The sequence below is a fragment of the Streptococcus sp. SK643 genome (assembly GCF_000259505.1).
Taxonomy (GTDB): Bacteria; Bacillota; Bacilli; order Lactobacillales; family Streptococcaceae; genus Streptococcus.
Window position 1 is genome coordinate 17442 of sequence record NZ_AJMM01000017.1, and the last position, 18571, is coordinate 36012.

The following is an 18571-nucleotide window of genomic DNA, read 5'->3' on the forward strand; positions in this document are numbered from 1 at the left end:
AAAGATGAAAAAAATAGCAATTGTTAGATATAATCTTAGTAAAATTGGTGGGGCTGAGAAAGTAGCCATAAATATGGCGAATGAATTATCTCGCTTTTATGATGTGAAATTAGTCTCAATTCTTTTAGATGAAAACGGATTTATAAACTATGACATCAATTCAAATGTGGAATTAGTAAATTTTTTTAAAGGGGATATACGTATCAGAACTGCTATCTTAAAATTGACTTCTAAGCTAAGAGAGTATATAAAAAAAGAAAAAATAGAGGTGATTTTTTCGATAGCTCCATTAACAAATATCATGATAAAATTAGCTACTATTGGTCTAAAAGTCAAAATTGTTTTTTGCGATCACCATAGTTTAGAATTCCAGGACGGAAGAAGCCGTAAAATTCAAAGATATATAGGAGCAAAGTTTTTTGATAAAGTTATAACATTGACGGAAGAAGATCGTTTAAAATATTCACAACAATACAACATTCCTATCACGAAAGTTGACTCGATATATAATTGGATAGACGAAGTAAATTCAAACAATATTAAATATGACAAACTTGCGAAAAAAATAGTTACAGTTGGTAGATTTCATAACCAAAAGGGCTATGATTATCTCGCTGAAGTAGCTATAAAAGTATTATCTAAACATCCAGAGTGGCAGTGGGATATCTATGGATCAGGAGATAAGATTATTGAAAATGCCCTAAATAGGAAACTAGTACAAGGTGGTGTGTTGTCTCAAGTAAATTTTAAAGGTAATGTAAAGGGAACTGAAAATATTTATCCTAATCATAGTATCTATGTTATGACTTCTCGCTATGAGGGTCTGCCTCTAGTATTATTGGAAGCACAACAATATAATCTTCCTATTGTTAGCTTTAGTTGTCCGACAGGACCGAATGAAATTGTTGAAAATGGAGTTAATGGCTATCTGGTTGAGTGTTATGATACGGACAAGCTGAGTGAAGAATTGCTTGAACTGATGGAAGATGAAGTTTTGAGGCAGTCTTTCTCAGAACACGCAAAAGATAATATGGATAAATTCGATAAAGATAAAATTCTTAATCAATGGATTGAATTGATTGAGACTATTTAGGAGGTATGATGAAGGATTGTTTATTAACAGTTGTAATGCCTAGTTATAATATTCAGGACTATATTTCAAAAGGAATTGAATCTTTCCAACAAGTACACCCAGATTATAAAAATAAATTTGAAGTACTGGTTGTGAATGATGGAAGTACAGATGATACAGCTCAAGTGGCAGAAGAAATACTATCCAAAGATTCCTTGCTGAATGGGCGTGTAGTAACAAAAGAAAACGGTGGGCACGGTTCGACTATAAATCGTGGTATTCAAGAAGCAAAAGGAAAATTTTTTAAAGTGATTGATGGGGATGACTGGATCATTCCGTCAGATTTTGAAAAATTTTTAGATGTTCTTGAAACTGTTGATGTGGATATGGTGTTGACTGATTTTACAGAACAGCATGTCTATAACAACACTACAATACGAAATGATTTTGTTGACAAGTATGAAGTTGGTAAGAAATATTCAGGAATTCCAAATGTTCGAATTCCAATGCACTCGGTTACTTATAGGACCTCTATCTTATCAGATAACAAGATTCGTTTGAGTGAAAAAACATTTTATGTTGATATTCAATATACACTCTTTCCATTAGAGTATGTTCATAGTTTTAGTTATTGGAATTATGATATTTATCAATACTACATAGGTAGACCAGGACAAAGTATGAATATTGAGAGTATGAAGCGTAATGTTCATCACCATTTGACTGTTACAAAATCAGTACTAGACTATTTTTCAAAAATAAAAAGTGAACCCGTTCTAAATCTAGTTGTTTCTGAAACATTGGTTTATCTCATTAGCTTGCAGGTTGATTTGTCCTGGATGGTCAATGATTCTGAGAACTTGGTAAAAGAACTATATAGCAAAATTGATCAAAGTTCCTATAGGTATAACCCTGTAAAAAGATTTGATAGATTGTCTTATTTAAATTATAAAACAAACTATATTCTAAGATTGCTCTTTAATCCAATATTGAAGAAATACTCTAAAAAGAAAGAAAAGGAGAGAGGGATTTAGCATGTATATTAGCATTGTTGTTCCGGTATATAACGTCGCAGACTATTTACATTATGCGATAGAAAGTTTGCTGAAACAAACCTATCAAAACTTTGAAGTAATCCTCGTCAATGACGGTTCAACAGATGATTCCCCTCGCTTATGTGATGATTACGCTCAAAAATATGAAAATATCCATATTTTTCATAAGGAAAATGGTGGTTTGTCTGAAGCGCGTAATTTTGGAGTAACAAAAGCCAACTCGGATTGGATTTTCTTTTTAGATCCAGATGATTACCTTGAAGATTACACGCTTGAATTAATTGTAAAAATACAGGAAAAATTTCAAGCCGACTTGATTTCAACTAAGGTAAAAGCAACTTCAAAGTATAATGATTATAGTTCTTATCATCTTAAGACGTCAGACTATGAAGGTTTGAGCCTAATTTCAAAAGAAAAAGCTTTGGAATGGATGTTGGAAGATAAAATTGCGACAGTATCTGCTTGTGCTAAGCTCTATCGTAAGAGCATCTTAGAGAGTATTCCGTTTCCGGTCGGGAAAATCTATGAGGATTTTTATGTTGTAGCAGAGCATCTAGCATTAGCTGAAAAAATTGTTATAAGTCCTCTTGAAACTTACAATTACTATCGTAGGGAAGGAAGTATTGTTCGTTCAACCTTCACTGAAAAAAGATATGATTTTTTTGATGCTGTTGCGAAAAATGAGGAAGTTGTTAAGAGAGTATACAATCAAAGTGTAGGATTAAAACAATCTCTACAAGCGAAAAAATTAATGGGCGGTTTTGCAGTTATTGGATCAAAAGCTGATTCAGGTTTTACAGATTTTACTAGGGATCAATATTTGTTAAAGGTAAAACTAGGATCTTTAGTATTGAATAAAAAATTAACGTGGAAGTTAAAAATTAAATATTTGATTTTTAGTTTAAATCCGAAACTATATTTACGATTAAGATAGTATAAAAAACTTATCTTTGTTAAACTAAAAAAACAAATATAGTTTAATAGAGAGATTATGAAAAATATTTATAATGTAGTTTTTATGAAAATTGTTTTAAATATAGGTTTTAAAAATTATGAACAGGATGGAAAAATATGAAAGTTCTAAAAAACTACGTCTACAATCTCTCATATCAGTTGTTGGTAATTATACTACCTATCATTACAACTCCATATGTGACACGAGTCTTTTCATCAGATGATTTAGGATCATATGGTTATTTCAATTCGATAGTGACTTATTTTATCTTGTTAGCAACACTTGGGGTTGCTAACTATGGTACAAAGGTAATTTCAGGCCATCGTAAAAACATTGAAAAGAACTTTTGGGGTATCTATTCGTTACAATTAGGTGCGACAGTTCTTTCTCTGTTATTATATGTCCTTCTGTGTCTCACTGTATCTTTTATGAAAAATCCAGTAGCCTATATTCTTGGATTGAGTTTAATCTCAAAAGGGTTAGATATTTCCTGGCTTTTTCAAGGGATAGAGGATTTTCGAAAAATTACAGTAAGAAATATAACTGTGAAAATCATTGGGGTAACCTCGATTTTCTTATTTGTAAAATCAGCTAGTGACCTCTACCTTTATGTTTTTCTTTTAACGATATTTGAGTTATTAGGGCAACTTAGTATGTGGTTACCAGCTTGGAAATTTATTGGGAAACCACATTTTGATTGGGAATATGCTAAACAGCATCTGAAGCCAGTTATTTTATTATTTTTACCACAAGTTGCTATATCGCTCTATGCGATTTTAGATAGTACGATGCTTGGTTCTTTATCCTCAATAAGAGATGTTGGAATTTATGATCAATCTATGAAATTAGTAAAGATTCTATTAACTTTAGTAACTTCATTGGGGAGTGTCATGTTACCACGAGTCTCAAATCTTTTATCTTCAGGGGATCATAAAGCGGTTAACAAAATGCATGAGATGTCATTTCTGATTTATAATTTAGTGATTTTTCCAATGATGGCAGGAATTTTGATTGTGAATGATGATTTTGTTCAGTTTTTCCTTGGTCAAGATTTTCAGGATGCACGTTATGCAATCGCCATTATGATTTTCCGTATGTTCTTTATTGGTTGGACCAACATCATGGGAATTCAGATTTTAATTCCTCATAATAAAAATAAAGAATTCATGATTTCAACAACAGCTCCCGCAATTATCAGTGTAGGTTTGAACTTACTATTCCTTCCTAAACTTGGATATATCGGAGCAGCCATTGTTTCTGTTCTGACAGAGGCGTTAGTATGGGCGATACAATTATACTTTACTCGTAACTATCTAAAAGAAGTTCCTATTATTGGATCTTTGACAAAAATTGTTCTAGCGTCAGCTACCATGTATGGCATTCTGGTAGGTTTAAAAACAGTTATACATTTTTCACCAACTATAAATGTTTTAGTATTTGCAGTGCTTGGTGGAATCATTTATCTTTTTGCAATTCTTTCTCTGAAAGTGGTAGATGTGGAAGAATTAAAACAAATTATTGGGAAGAAATAGAATGCAGAAAACTAGGAATATTAATTTAGACTTACTAAAAGTGCTTGCGTGTGTTGGAGTGGTTTTACTCCACACAGCTATGGGTGGGTTTAAAGAGGCAGGTTCATGGAATATTTTGACATATTTATATTATTTAGGAACCTATTCAATCCCTCTATTTTTTATGGTTAATGGTTATTTATTATTAGGAAAGAGAGAAATTACCTATTCCTATATATTTCAGAAAATAAAATGGATTCTAATAACAGTGGTGTCATGGACCCTTATCGTTTGGGTATTTAAACTGGATTTTGCAGTTAATCCAATAAAAAAACTTATAGGCTCGTTGGTGCAAAAAGGTTATTTCTTTCAGTTTTGGTTTTTTGGTGCATTGATTCTTATTTATCTATGTTTACCAGTTATGAAAATAATTTTAAATTCCAAAAGAAGTTATTTATACATTTTATCTTTATTGGCAGTCATCGGTTTGATTTTTGAGTTAACAAACATTGTGCTTCAAATGCCGATACAAATATATGTTATACAAACCTTTAGATTATGGACTTGGCTTTTCTATTATCTTTTAGGTGGTTTTATAGCTCATTTTGATATAAATACTATCAAACATAGGTTTAAGAGATGGATGAAAATAGCTACGATATTTTTATTCTTAGTCTCGCCCGTGATACTATTTTTATTAGCAAAGACTACTTACCATAATTTTTTTGCTGAATATTTTTATGATGTTCTATTTGTAAAAGTTGTAAGTTTAGGATTATTTCTAACTATATTCTCACTTTCATTGAATCAAGACAGAAACAAATGGATTGTTTTTCTTGCTAATCAAACCATGGGAGTTTTTATAATTCATACTTATATTATGAAAGTGTGGGAAAAACTATTTGGTTTTAATTTTGTCGGAGCATATTTACTTTTTGCTCTGTTTACATTAAGTGTTAGTTTTATTATTGTTGGAATGTTAATGAAGATTCCTTACTTCAATCGAATCGTCAAATTATAAAAAGGAGAACAAGATGTACGATTATCTAATCGTTGGTGCTGGGTTGTCTGGAGCAATTTTTGCTTATGAGGCAACCAAGCGTGGAAAAAAAGTAAAAGTTATTGATAAACGTGACCACATTGGTGGGAATATCTATTGTGAGAATGTTGAAGGAGTTAATGTTCATAAATATGGTGCCCATATCTTCCATACTTCTAATAAGAAAGTTTGGGATTATGTTAATCAGTTTGCTGAGTTTAACAACTACATCAACTCGCCTGTAGCTAATTACAAGGGTATCCTTTATAATCTACCTTTCAATATGAATACTTTCTATGCTATGTGGGGGACAAAAACTCCTCAAGAAGTCAAAGATAAGATTGCTGAGCAAACGGCTCATATGAAGGATGTTGAACCTAAAAACTTGGAAGAACAGGCCATCAAGTTGATCGGTCCAGATATTTATGAAAAGTTGATTAAAGGATATACTGAAAAGCAATGGGGACGTTCTGCGACTGACCTTCCACCGTTTATCATCAAACGTCTACCAGTTCGTTTGACTTTTGATAATAACTACTTCAATGACCGTTACCAAGGAATTCCAATCGGTGGCTATAATGTTATCATCGAAAATATGCTGAAGGATGTAGAAGTAGAACTTGGAGTTGACTTTTTTGCTAATCGTCAAGAATTAGAAGCTTCTGCTGAAAAGGTTGTCTTTACAGGGATGATTGATCAATACTTTGACTACAAACATGGTGAATTAGAATACCGTAGCCTTCGTTTTGAGCATGAAGTTTTAGATGAAGAAAACTATCAAGGAAATGCTGTTGTAAACTACACAGAACGAGAAATTCCTTATACTCGCATTATTGAGCATAAACATTTTGAGTATGGTACGCAAGATAAAACGGTCATTACTCGTGAATACCCAGCTGATTGGAAACGTGGTGATGAACCTTATTATCCAATCAATGATGAGAGAAACAATGCTATGTTTGCTAAATATCAAGAAGAAGCAGCGCAGAATGATAAGGTAATTTTCTGTGGTCGCTTAGCAGACTACAAATACTATGACATGCATGTAGTCATTGAACGTGCACTGAATGTTGTAGAGGAAGAATTAGGTAACTAAAGAGGCTATTCAATATTCCTATAAGTGAAATGAGAAGCTAAAATATGGAGAAGACCATCTTGGTATTCTCTTTTTTTATGTAACAAAACGTTATAATAAGTATGCTGAAGCCCAAGCTTAGTTGACAGATGGTGCTTTGATTATTTCAACGACATCTCGTACAGGTCGTCCAATCTTGTCTAAAATGGTACCATTTACTTTAGCAGGTAACAAAGGTACAAGTGAACCACTCTTGTACAAATATTTAGAAATTCAAGGTAAGGCAGTTACTGCAGATGAGTATCAAAAAGCGCAAGAAGAACTTGCAAAACATGTCAAATAATATAAAAAGGAGTTAGCTCATATGCGAGCAACTCCTTTTATGTCTATACAATGTTTTAGTTCGATAATATCAACGGTGACTTTATTTACTGTAAATGTTATAGTGGTGTAGTTCCAAAAATTTCTGCTAAATCTGCATCTGTTATTCCAATCATAGCTGGAATACTAGTCCAGTTTTCTTCTGTCAGGATATAAGATTGTTTGGAATCGATTTGAGTGCTGGATTCAGTAGAGGCTGTGCTTGATTCCTTAGAGGTTTCTAGTAGATCATTGAAGCGTTCAATCAGATAAGTCTTGCGGGCAGTTCCAATGTGTTGGGTAGCATAGTCGAAGGCCTGTAATTCACCTAGCAGTATGAGCTTACTTTTTGCGCGTGTGATAGCTGTGTAGATCAGATTGCGCTCTAACATACGTTTGCTAGAACTGGTAATGGGCAGGATGACAACTGGGAATTCACTTCCTTGAGACTTATGAATACTCATGGCATAGGCTAGGCGAATCTTGTACCATTCGTTACGGGGGTAATTGACTTCGTTGCCATCAAAATCAAGAATAATCTCGTCCTGTTTGGATTCGGTGTATTTGCCAGGAATCAAATCAGTGATGTATCCTAAATCGCCATTGAAGACATTAATTTCCGCATCGTTAACTAGGTGAATGATCTTGTCTCCTTTACGATAATGGCATTGGGGAGCTTCAAAACTGAGTTGGTCTTTTTGCTGGGGATTGAGGAGGTCCTGCATGAGCTGATTAATGGCATCAATCCCAGCTGTTCCTCTATACATGGGGGCTAGAACTTGAATATCGTAAGCGGGAATACCACTTCTTAGGGCTGCAGCTATGATTTTCTCAATACTTGCTGGGATAAGGCTGCTTGCAATTTCAAAATAGGAACGGTCTGCCTTTTTCTGGGTGAAGTCTGCAGGTAGTATCCCCTGTCTAATCTGACTAGCTAGGGTTACAATAGTGGATTCTTCACTCTGGCGGTAAATTTTCTCTAAGCGGGTCTGGGGGATCAGTGGAATATGAAGCAGATCAGCTAAAACCTGCCCAGGACTGACAGAAGGTAACTGGTCGCTATCTCCTACGATAAGGATTTTACTACTAGAGGAAATGTTAGAAAAGAGCTGGTTGGCGAGCCACGTATCTACCATAGAGAATTCATCTACAATGATAAAGTCAGCGTCCAGATAATCCTCTAGGTGGCTGGTGTCATCATCTCCGGTCATTCCCAAATGACGGTGAATAGTAGAACTTGGTAAACCAGTTAGTTCATTCATACGGCGTGCTGCTCGACCAGTTGGAGCAGCTAGTAGTATGGGTAGGTTACTTTTTTTTCTGAGATCAAGTCCTTCTAAAAGGGCGTAAACAGCGATAATACCATTGATAACAGTGGTCTTACCTGTGCCAGGTCCACCTGTTAGGATAAAGACTTTATGTTGAATGGCATCACAGATAGCCTGCTTTTGGATAGTGTCGTAGTGAATACCCAATTCTTCCTCGACAGTTGCGATATGTTGTTGAATTGTGTCTAAGTTTTGGCTTTTTTGTTTTCCTTTTTCAAGGATACGCATGAGATGGCTACGGATACCTTCTTCAGCGAAAAAGAGGCTGTTATCAAAAATTTTAGTATCAATTTGTTGAACTTTGTCTTCGTCTATGAGAGAAGATAGTTCTTGGGCAACATGACTCGGATCTAATTCGACTGGACGAGAGGATTCAAGGAGAGTCAGGGTTTGTTCTAGTAAATCCCTAGCTTCAACATAGGTATCTCCAGTCTCCATAGAAGCCTGAAAAAGGCTATGGATGAGTCCAGCGCGAAAGCGTTCGGGAGCCTGACTTTCAATTCCTAGTTCCTCAGCTAGTTGGTCTGCGATGGTAAAGCCTAAGCCTTTAATATCCTCGACTAGTTGGTAGGGATAGTTTTCAACTACATCCAGTGTTTCTTCCTTGTAAAAATCTTGAATTTGAAAGGCTAGTTTGTTAGGAATACCGTAATTGGCAAGTTTAGCCAAGACCATCTCTGTTCCGTAGTTGAGTCGGAGAGTAGAGACAAATGCTTCACGATTTTTAGCAGAGAGTCCTGAAATGCTCTCTAGCTTTTTTGGATCTTGTAGAATGTCATCAATGGTATTGTCGCCATAAATATCAACAATTTTTTGAGCTGTCTTCAGACCGATGCCCTTAAAGTGGTTGCTTGAAAAGTACTTGACCAACCCTTTTTTAGTTGGTTTTGCTCGCTCGTAGCGGCTGATTTGTAATTGTTCGCCGTATTTTGAGTGTTGAACGATTTGTCCCCAAAAAGTATAGTCTTCGCCCTCAATCACATCAGCCATGGTTCCTGTGACAATGATTTCAACATCATCAAAATCTTCGGTGTCTGTATCTTCGATATCTAAGAGAAGGATGCGATAAAAATTACTGGGATTTTCAAAAATAATTCGTTCAATAGTTCCTGAAAAATAAACTTCCATAAAATTCCTTTACATAAATGAGTAAGAGCAGGTTTCACCTTTCTATTTAGATTAGAAAGGTGTTGGGCTTTTTCTTATGATAGAAGAAAAAGGCAGAGAGTGATGATTCTCGGCCTTTTAGTCGTTTTAAAATGTTCCGATACGATTCATCGGCCATAGACGGAATTTAGCTTCTCCAGTAATATCTTTGGCTTTGAATGTTCCGACATGACGGCTATCGCTTGAAACTAAGCGATCGTCTCCGAGGAGAAGATATTCTCCTTCAGGAACAGTAAAGCTAAAGTTAGTATTGTAGTTGACATCAACTGTAAAGGCTTGGGCTTTTTGAGCGATACTTCTAAAGAAAGTTCCTTTGTCTCCTTCAAAACCTGCACCAGAGTATGTGCTTTGTAGCTTGTCTTCTTTGAAACGTTTGATGTAGTCAGCTAGATAAGGCTCATCAGTTTCTTTGTCATTGATGTAGAGCTTATCATTTTGGTAACGAATCGTATCACCGGGCATTCCGATGACGCGCTTCACAATATCTTTATTCCCATCATCTTCATGCGCAACCACGATGTCAAAACGGTTAATCGGAAGGTGTTTGACAACAAATAGGACTTCGCCATCGGCTAGGGTTGGGTCCATAGAGTGTCCTTCTACACGGACGTTGCTCCAAAGGAAGAGACGGCTTAAAACTAGGAGGGTCATAATCAGGATGATTCCTCCCCATTCTTTTAAAAATCGTTTAAATAATTTCATAACTTACCTTTCTATACGTTTTTGAGCTTTTTCAGTATTTTTAAAGTGTAGTTTGGCAGAGAAGTTGAGCCCCTGAATGCCATAAGCTTGTAAGATTTGACTCGCTACCTTATCAGATTGCGTTCCAGCCCCACTAGGAAGTTGGTAGCCTAGTTCTTTACCAAGATTTTCAAGATTTTCAAGGAATAAATCACGCGCTATGATGGAAGAAACGGCTACGGCTAAGTATTTACCTTCAGCCTTTTCTTCTAAGCTGATAGGATTGCTGAAACGATTGGTTTCTTGCATTAAGTACTTGTCATAATTTTTAGCACTAGTAAAGGCATCAATCACTATTTTCTCTGGCTCAACTCCTTTTTGAAGGAGAAGATAGATAGCCTGATTATGGAGGGCCACTTTGACTGAAACAGCATTATAGCGTTCTCCGATGACCTCATTGTACTTGCTTGGTGAGAGAAGTAGGGCTTGATGTTGGATTTTTTCCTTGAGAATTGGAGCAATCTGACGAATTTTTTGGTCGGTCAGAGTTTTAGAATCCCCCACACCGAGTTTTCGTAAGAAGTCATGCTGGTCTGGTGTGACAAAGGAAGCCACGACTGCAAGACCACCAAAGTAGGAACCATTTCCCACCTCGTCTGTTCCAATCAAAGGGAAGTTTTGTCCACCATTTTCCTCTACAACTTGATAGCCAAAGAAACTGGCGTATTTCTCAGCTCCTTCTCCTTGTAACAAAACCTTTCCAGAAGTATAGATGGAAACCGTTGCTTGAGGAAGTCTCAAGAAATAGCGTATATAGGGATTGTTGCTAGAAGTGATCCTGGTTTGATTGGCTTTAATAAAAGCTTGAATTTCTTTTTCACTAGGTGTTAGTGTGATACTTGCCATAGCTTCTATTTTACCATAAAAGAGAGAGAATTTGTTAAAAATGACAAAATTAGCGAATTTTGGTATAATATCGTGAGGTGAATTTTATGGCAAATTTAAATCGATTCAAATTTACATTCGGGAAAAAAACATTAACATTGACGAGTGAGCATGATAATCTCTTTATGGAGGAAATTGCCAGGGTTGCAACTGAAAAATACCAAGCAATTAAAGAACAAATGCCTAGTGCAGATGATGAGACAATCGCTATTTTGTTAGCAGTCAACTGTCTCTCGACTCAACTCAGCCGTGAAATTGAGTTTGATGATAAGGAACAGGAATTAGAAGAACTTCGTCACAAGCTCGTGACTTGTAAGCAAGAACAAAGCAAGATTGAGGATTCTTTATGATTTCACTCTTTCTTCTATTGGTTTTGGCTTGGGGATTTTATATTGGCTATCGTAGAGGTCTCCTTTTACAGGTTTATTACCTGATCTCAGCCATGATTTCAGCCTATATAGCGGGGCAATTTTACAAGAGTCTTGGAGATCAATTTCATTTACTCGTTCCTTATACAAATCCTCAAGAAGGTCAGGGAACTTTTTTCTTTCCTTCAGATCAACTTTTCCAGCTGGATAAGGTATTTTATGCAGGTATCGGCTATTTACTCGTATTTGGGCTTGTTTATTGTCTCAGCCGTTTGCTTGGACTCTTTTTGCATCTAATTCCTAGTCAAAAATTAGGAGGCAAATACTTTCAAGTTGCAGCAGGCATCTTGTCTATGTTGGTGACCTTATTTGTTTTGCAAATGGGCTTGACTATACTTGCGACTATTCCTATGGCAGCTATACAAAACCCACTTGAAAAAAGTATCGTAGCAAAACACATCATCCAGAGCATACCACTAACAACCAGTTTGCTCAAACAAATCTGGGTGACAAATTTAATCGGATAAAAAGGGCAGGAATTTTCCTAGCCCTTTGTTTACAGATTTCACTAAAAAGTAGAAGAAGGATTAGGTCTTGTAATCGAGAATTTACAAGTTTTTCCTATCTATCAAAAACAAGGAAATAAAAATGAACAAGAAAATTTTAGAAACATTAGAGTTCAGTAAGGTCAAAGCCTTATTCGAACCTCATTTGTTGACCGAACAGGGCTTGGAGCAACTGAGGGAGTTGGCTCCAACAGGGAAGGTAGATAAAATCAAACAAGCCTTTGCTGAGATGGAGGAAATGCAGGCCCTATTTGTTGAACAACCGCATTTTGCGATTCTAGCAACTAAGGAAATCGCAGGAGTCTGTAAGCGCCTAGAGATGGGGGCTGACCTCAATATCGAGGAGTTTTTGCTCTTGAAGCGTGTGCTTCTCTCTAGCCGAGAGTTGCAAAGTTTTTATGATGATTTAGAAAATATCAGCCTGCAAGAACTAGCCATCTGGTTTGAAAAGTTGCATGATTTCCCGCATTTGCAAGGCAATCTGCAAGCCTTTAATGATGCAGGATTTATTGAAAATTTCGCTAGTGAGGAATTGGCTCGTATCCGTCGAAAAATCCATGATAGTGAAAGTCAGGTTCGAGATGTCTTGCAAGATTTGCTCAAACAAAAAGCACAGATGTTGACAGAAGGCATTGTAGCAAGCAGAAATGGTCGTCAAGTCTTACCAGTAAAAAATACCTTTCGTAACAAAATTGCAGGTGTAGTTCATGATATTTCTGCTAGTGGGAATACCGTTTATATAGAGCCTCGTGAAGTTGTCAAACTGAGTGAAGAAATTGCTAGCCTGCGAGCAGACGAGCGTTATGAAATGCTTCACATTCTACAAGAAATTTCTGAACGTGTTCGTCCTCATGCAGCAGAGATTGCCAATGACGCTTGGATTATTGGTCACCTAGACTTGATTCGCGCTAAGGTTCGTTATATCCAAGAAAGTCAAGCGGTTGTTCCTAAACTATCAGAGCAACAGGAGATTCAATTACTTCACGCGCGCCATCCACTCGTTAAAAATGCAGTTGCAAATGATATTCATTTTGGGAAAGACTTGACAGCTATTGTCATTACAGGTCCTAATACAGGTGGGAAGACCATCATGCTCAAAACCTTAGGCTTGACTCAGGTCATGGCCCAGTCAGGTTTACCGATTTTAGCGGATAAGGGAAGTCGTGTTGCTGTCTTTGACCAAATCTTTGCGGATATTGGGGATGAGCAGTCTATTGAGCAGAGCTTATCTACCTTCTCGAGCCACATGACCAACATCGTGCAGATTCTTGGACAGGTGAATCAAAACTCACTCTTACTTTTAGACGAGTTGGGTGCGGGTACTGATCCGCAAGAGGGAGCAGCACTTGCTATGGCCATCTTGGAAGATCTTCGTCTTCGTCAGGTCAAGACCATGGCGACAACCCACTATCCAGAACTCAAGGCCTATGGTATTGAGACAGCCTTTGTGCAAAATGCAAGCATGGAGTTTGACACAGCTTCGCTTCGACCAACTTATCGCTTTATGCAGGGGGTTCCTGGTCGAAGTAATGCCTTTGAGATTGCCAAACGTTTGGGCTTATCAGAGGTTATTGTAGGAGATGCTAGTCAGCAAGTCGATCAGGACAATGATGTTAACCGTATCATTGAACAATTAGAAGAGCAAACCTTGGAAAGTCGCAAACGCTTGGACAATATCCGTGAGGTGGAACAAGAAAACCTCAAGATGAACCGAGCCCTCAAGAAACTTTATAATGAACTCAATCGAGAAAAAGAAACCGAGCTCAATAAAGCGCGTGAACAAGCTGCTGAAATTGTAGATATGGCCTTGAGTGAAAGTGATCAGATTCTGAAAAATCTTCACAGTAAATCCCAACTCAAGCCCCACGAAATCATTGAAGCTAAGGCCAAATTGAAAAAATTGGCTCCAGAAAAAGTAGATTTGTCTAAGAACAAGGTCCTTCAAAAGGCCAAGAAAAAAAGGGCTCCCAAGGTTGGAGATGATATCATTGTACTTAGTTATGGTCAGCGTGGTACCTTAACCAGTCATCTAAAGGACGGTCGATGGGAAGCTCAAGTAGGACTGATTAAGATGACCTTGGAAGAAAAAGAATTTGACCTAGTTCAGGCTCAACAAGAAAAGCCAGTCAAGAAGAAACAAGTCAACATTGTCAAACGTGCATCAGGTCGGGGACCACAAGCAAGATTGGATCTCCGTGGTAAACGCTACGAAGAAGCCATGAATGAGCTTGACGCTTTTATCGACCAAGCCTTGCTTAATAATATGGCTCAGGTTGATATCATACATGGTATCGGTACGGGTGTCATTCGTGAGGGAGTTACTAAGTACTTACAAAGAAACAAACATGTCAAGAGTTTTGGTTATGCTCCACAAAATGCTGGAGGTAGTGGTGCTACCATTGTGACCTTTAAAGGATAAATAAGTGATAAAAGTTCAAAACACAATGGAGAGAAGGATAAGGGACTAGTCTAGTATACTTCCTTTCTCTTAGCTAAGGGAGAAAATATGAAAAAGATATTACTTGTAACAACGCTTTTACTGCCACTAGTTTTAGGAGGCTGTCAGTATCTACCTTGGAATAAAACAGCTGAACCAGCTGCTGATAATAAGACTACAAATAAAGACTATAGCTACTATAATAAAGTTCTGGATGATTATGAAAAAGTAGCTAAAGGAAGTGCATCTAGTGATATGGATGTCAATCCTTTAGCGAGTCAAATCAAGTCTTCTCAAGGTTTTTATACAGATCTGGTATACCATACCACAGACTTGAACAATGACGGAGTGGATGAACTTTTGATTGCCCTTGAAATGAAGAGTGGAGAAAAGAGTCTGCTTGATATTCGTACTCTAAAAGATGACAAGGTCATTCGTCTGACCAATCAAGAAAACCGCTTGGATCAGATTGGAGAGAGGATGACGGTCAATATCTTACCAGATAATTCTCTACTCTATCGTGGAGCAGGTTCAGCTACTAGCCACATCTATTCCCATTATCAGTTCAGCCAAGATGGACAGTCTTTAGTGAAGGCTAAGGAAGCTCAAGAATTAGCAGATCTTGGAACAGGTGCCCCCGTTTCTCTTGAAACCTTAAACTGGAAGTCTGTTTCCGAAAAAATTCCTGGGGTAGCTGGTTCGGATAAAGTACAGGTCGAAACTAAGCCTGCTGTAGAGTATAGCCCCTATAATCGTATTTTGGAGGATTATGAGTTTCTTCTAGATCATAGGTCAGAAGTTAAAGATAGCATAAATACAATGGCAAATATCTATGCAGGTATGGCAGATCGCAGTCAAGCATTTACCTACACAATGGTTGATATGGATAAAAATGGTGTGGATGAGCTAATTGTATCATCCAAAAATGGTAGTGAATTGTTAGATATCTTTACTTTAAAAGATAGCAAAGTTACTCGCCTTACCAATGCTGAAAATAAAATGCAGATGCTTGGAACTCGTTTTAAGGCTTATCTATTAGAAGATGGTAATCTCTATACTCAATGGAACCCTTTTGCAGGAGATCCTAAAACCTTCTATGCTGTTTGGAAATTAAATAGTAGTGGTGAAAAACTAGAAAAAATCAAAGAGGCATTGACGGAAGAAGAATTGAATCCGGGAACTCGAATGAATTTAACTAATTTGACTTGGAAGTCAGTAACAGAAAAGTTTGCGGAAGTGGCACCTTCAACGAACCAAAATGCTTCAGGTAAAATGGATATCAATGCTATCAAAAATGGAGATTTTTCAAGTATAGAAGGAAGATGGAGTACAGGAAATGGGGGCCAAGATCTAGTTTTTAGTAAAAATGGATTAATAGAGCCAGCAGAATTTTATGTAGATATAAATGGTGCAGTCTTTCGTGATGGCTACCTGATTACTGGGTATAGAGCACCAACAATTGGAGCTCAACTAGATATGATTCCCGCAGGCGTCGTGATTCCAACTGTAACTGAACCAAATTATGTGAAAGATGCTTCTTATACTAGCAAGGATCGGATGATTATTCACCAAGCGCCTCATGCGCATGGAAATGCTGGAAGTTTTTACTACAAAGTTAAATAAGTTTTCCAAAAATAGATTGACAAAATCCAACAGTTTTTGTAAAATAAGAATCAATTAAATACCAACACCGAATGAAGTTTAATAGAAGTGGTAAATCGTTTGATTTTTCATGACTGTAAATGGACGGAACTCTGGAGAGACCGTAAAGGCACCGAAGGGGCAAGGCAGGCAACTGCTCAAACTCTCAGGTAAAAGGACAGAGCTAGGATAGACCGCTTTTTAGCATTTATCTAAGCATTCCAGAGTACATGTATCTTGCATGTGCTCTTTCTTTTGGGGTTGAAAAGATAGGAGAAGGAAATGTTAGAATTGCTTAAATCAATCGATGCTTTTGCTTGGGGACCTCCCCTCTTGATTTTATTGGTAGGAACGGGGATTTATTTAACTGCTCGTCTGGGTTTCCTACAGGTTTTGCGTCTACCTAAGGCTTTCCAGCTTATTTTTACTAAGGATAAGGGACATGGTGATGTATCCAGCTTTGCGGCTTTGTGTACGGCGCTAGCAGCGACGGTTGGTACTGGAAACATTATTGGGGTGGCAACTGCGATTAAGGTTGGTGGACCTGGCGCCCTATTTTGGATGTGGATAGCTGCATTCTTTGGAATGGCAACTAAGTATGCGGAAGGCTTATTAGCCATTAAATACCGGACCAAGGATGACAACGGTGCTGTCGCAGGAGGTCCCATGCACTACATCCTTTTGGGTATGGGCGAAAAATGGCGTCTCCTTGCTATCTTCTTTGCCCTTGCAGGAGTACTAGTTGCCTTATTAGGTATAGGGACTTTCACTCAAGTGAACTCCATTACAGAATCTATCCAAAATACGACGACGATTTCGCCAGCCATCACAGCTCTTGTCTTGTCTGTCTTTGTAGCGATTGCAGTTTTTGGCGGGCTCAAATCCATTTCAAAGGTTTCAACAACCGTTGTTCCTTTTATGGCCATCATCTATATTTTGGGAACTCTTACAGTTATTTTCTTTAATATTGAGAAAATCCCTGCTACAATCGCTTTAATCTTGACATCCGCTTTTAGTCCTGTTGCTGCGGTAGGTGGATTTGCCGGTGCTAGCATTCGGATGGCTATTCAAAATGGTGTGGCGCGTGGTGTCTTTTCAAACGAATCTGGTCTAGGTTCTGCTCCCATTGCAGCTGCTGCAGCTAAGACAAATGAACCAGTAGAGCAAGGTTTGATTTCCATGACAGGAACCTTTATTGATACCCTCATCATTTGTACTCTAACTGGTTTGACCATCTTGGTAACTGGAGTATGGAATAGTGACTTGAATGGAGTGGCTTTGACTCAGTCAGCCTTCTCAACAGTCTTTTCACACTTTGGGCCTGCCCTCTTGACCATCTTCCTTGTACTTTTTGCCTTTACAACGATTCTAGGTTGGAACTACTATGGAGAACGCTGTTTCGAGTTCCTCTTTGGTGTTCGTTTTATCTGGCTTTACCGTGTGATTTTTGTGCTCATGGTCTTGCTAGGAGGATTTATCGAGTTGGATATGGTATGGATTATTGCTGATATTGTCAACGCTTTGATGGCTCTGCCAAACTTGATTGCTCTCTTAGTTTTATCACCAGTTGTTATTGCTGAGACTAAAAAGTATTTTAATAAATAATAGAATCACACATCGCGTGTGATTTTTTGCTTTCATAAAAAATTTCTATCGATGCAATTTAAAATATATATTATACACGGTATAGAATCTGTGATAGACTAGGTTTCAACAACATGAAAAGAGGTTTTATAATGACAACATTTACCATCCATACAGTAGAATCAGCACCAGCAGAAGTGAAAGAAGTTCTTGAAACAGTAGAAAAAGATAACAATGGCTATATTCCTAACCTAATCGGTCTCTTGGCTAATGCACCAACTGCTTTAGAGGCTTACCGTACTGTCGGAGCTATCAACCGTCGCAACAGCCTGACACCTGTTGAGCGCGAAGTAGTGCAAATCACGGCAGCTGTGACAAATGGTTGTGCCTTCTGCGTCGCAGGTCACACAGCCTTTTCAATTAAACAAATCCAGATGAACGATGACCTTCTTCAAGCCCTTCGCAATCGTACTCCAATTGAAACAGATCCTAAATTGGACACCCTAGCTAAGTTTACCTTAGCAGTTATCAATACCAAGGGTCGTGTAGGAGATGAAGCCCTAGCTGAGTTTCTAGAAGCTGGCTACACTCAACAAAATGCCTTGGATGTGGTTCTTGGTGTCAGCCTAGCAAGTCTCTGTAACTATGCCAACAATCTAGCCAATACACCAATTAACCCAGAATTGCAACCTTATGCTTAATTCATATCTGAGTAAAATGAAGTCTGAAATAATCGGACTTCATTTTTTATCCCCTCATTTAAGCGCTTTTATGATATACTGAAACT

15 protein-coding genes, 1 pseudogene and 1 riboswitch are annotated in these 18571 nt (G+C 37.5%); of the genes and pseudogenes, 13 read left to right on the plus strand and 3 right to left on the minus strand.

Annotation, left to right across the window (positions count from 1 at the left end; genetic code table 11):
* Positions 1 to 4: 4 nt before the first annotated feature.
* The 7 genes and pseudogenes from HMPREF1117_RS06725 to HMPREF1117_RS06755 all read left to right on the plus strand — a co-directional run.
* Positions 5 to 1093: a glycosyltransferase family 4 protein gene (locus HMPREF1117_RS06725; RefSeq protein WP_000716960.1), complete on the plus strand. Its 1089-nt coding sequence runs from the start codon at positions 5 to 7 to the stop codon at positions 1091 to 1093.
* Positions 1094 to 1101: 8 nt separating this feature from the next.
* Positions 1102 to 2106, plus strand: a complete 1005-nt coding sequence (locus tag HMPREF1117_RS06730; protein WP_000650709.1) for a glycosyltransferase family 2 protein — start codon at positions 1102 to 1104, stop codon at positions 2104 to 2106.
* A 1-nt stretch (position 2107) separates the two neighbouring features.
* Positions 2108 to 3061 carry a glycosyltransferase family 2 protein gene (locus tag HMPREF1117_RS06735; RefSeq protein ID WP_000275943.1) on the plus strand — a complete coding sequence of 318 codons (954 nt, stop codon included), beginning with the start codon at positions 2108 to 2110 and terminating at the stop codon, positions 3059 to 3061.
* A 137-nt stretch (positions 3062 to 3198) separates the two neighbouring features.
* Complete coding sequence (locus HMPREF1117_RS06740; protein WP_000866222.1) at positions 3199 to 4614, plus strand: flippase; 1416 nt, start codon at positions 3199 to 3201, stop codon at positions 4612 to 4614.
* 1 nt (position 4615) lies between these two features.
* Positions 4616 to 5614, plus strand: a complete 999-nt coding sequence (locus HMPREF1117_RS06745; RefSeq protein WP_001173088.1) for an acyltransferase — start codon at positions 4616 to 4618, stop codon at positions 5612 to 5614.
* Positions 5615 to 5627: 13 nt separating this feature from the next.
* Positions 5628 to 6728 carry a UDP-galactopyranose mutase gene (gene glf / locus HMPREF1117_RS06750; protein WP_000272521.1) on the plus strand — a complete coding sequence of 367 codons (1101 nt, stop codon included), beginning with the start codon at positions 5628 to 5630 and terminating at the stop codon, positions 6726 to 6728.
* A 79-nt stretch (positions 6729 to 6807) separates the two neighbouring features.
* Positions 6808 to 7050 (plus strand): annotated as a pseudogene (locus tag HMPREF1117_RS06755) (peptide ABC transporter ATP-binding protein); the annotation flags it as partial.
* 97 nt (positions 7051 to 7147) lie between these two features.
* Here the strand turns inward: HMPREF1117_RS06755 and recD2 are convergent.
* The 3 genes from recD2 to rnhC form a co-directional block, all read right to left on the minus strand.
* A complete protein-coding gene (recD2, locus tag HMPREF1117_RS06760) occupies positions 7148 to 9523 on the minus strand; it encodes an SF1B family DNA helicase RecD2 (RefSeq protein ID WP_000454454.1) in 2376 nt (791 codons plus the stop codon).
* A 126-nt stretch (positions 9524 to 9649) separates the two neighbouring features.
* Complete coding sequence (lepB, locus tag HMPREF1117_RS06765; protein ID WP_000765270.1) at positions 9650 to 10264, minus strand: signal peptidase I; 615 nt, start codon at positions 10262 to 10264, stop codon at positions 9650 to 9652.
* A gap of 3 nt (positions 10265 to 10267) precedes the next feature.
* A complete protein-coding gene (rnhC, locus tag HMPREF1117_RS06770; protein ID WP_000146878.1) occupies positions 10268 to 11149 on the minus strand; it encodes a ribonuclease HIII in 882 nt (293 codons plus the stop codon).
* 86 nt (positions 11150 to 11235) lie between these two features.
* Here rnhC and zapA point away from each other — a divergent pair, with 86 nt between their 5' ends.
* The 6 genes from zapA to HMPREF1117_RS06800 all read left to right on the plus strand — a co-directional run bounded on the left by zapA (position 11236) and on the right by HMPREF1117_RS06800 (position 18485).
* Positions 11236 to 11538 (plus strand): cell division protein ZapA, encoded by a 303-nt coding sequence (gene zapA / locus HMPREF1117_RS06775; RefSeq protein ID WP_000002024.1) that lies wholly within the window; start codon positions 11236 to 11238, stop codon positions 11536 to 11538.
* Positions 11535 to 12083, plus strand: a complete 549-nt coding sequence (locus tag HMPREF1117_RS06780) for a CvpA family protein (protein WP_000624350.1) — start codon at positions 11535 to 11537, stop codon at positions 12081 to 12083. Before zapA ends, HMPREF1117_RS06780 begins: the two co-directional genes overlap by 4 nt.
* A 121-nt stretch (positions 12084 to 12204) precedes the next feature.
* Positions 12205 to 14541, plus strand: coding sequence for an endonuclease MutS2 (locus tag HMPREF1117_RS06785; RefSeq protein WP_001035056.1), 2337 nt, complete (start codon positions 12205 to 12207; stop codon positions 14539 to 14541).
* Positions 14542 to 14628: 87 nt separating this feature from the next.
* Entirely contained in the window at positions 14629 to 16182 is a 1554-nt protein-coding gene (locus tag HMPREF1117_RS06790) for a DUF6287 domain-containing protein (RefSeq protein ID WP_000722588.1), read from the plus strand.
* 121 nt (positions 16183 to 16303) lie between these two features.
* Positions 16304 to 16392: riboswitch (glycine riboswitch) on the plus strand.
* 90 nt (positions 16393 to 16482) lie between these two features.
* The gene (locus HMPREF1117_RS06795; RefSeq protein ID WP_000891460.1) at positions 16483 to 17805 is read left to right on the plus strand and encodes an alanine/glycine:cation symporter family protein; all 1323 of its coding nucleotides are present in this window, start codon (positions 16483 to 16485) and stop codon (positions 17803 to 17805) included.
* Positions 17806 to 17936: 131 nt separating this feature from the next.
* Positions 17937 to 18485 carry a carboxymuconolactone decarboxylase family protein gene (locus HMPREF1117_RS06800; RefSeq protein ID WP_000206768.1) on the plus strand — a complete coding sequence of 183 codons (549 nt, stop codon included), beginning with the start codon at positions 17937 to 17939 and terminating at the stop codon, positions 18483 to 18485.
* The last annotated feature ends 86 nt before the right edge of the window (positions 18486 to 18571 follow it).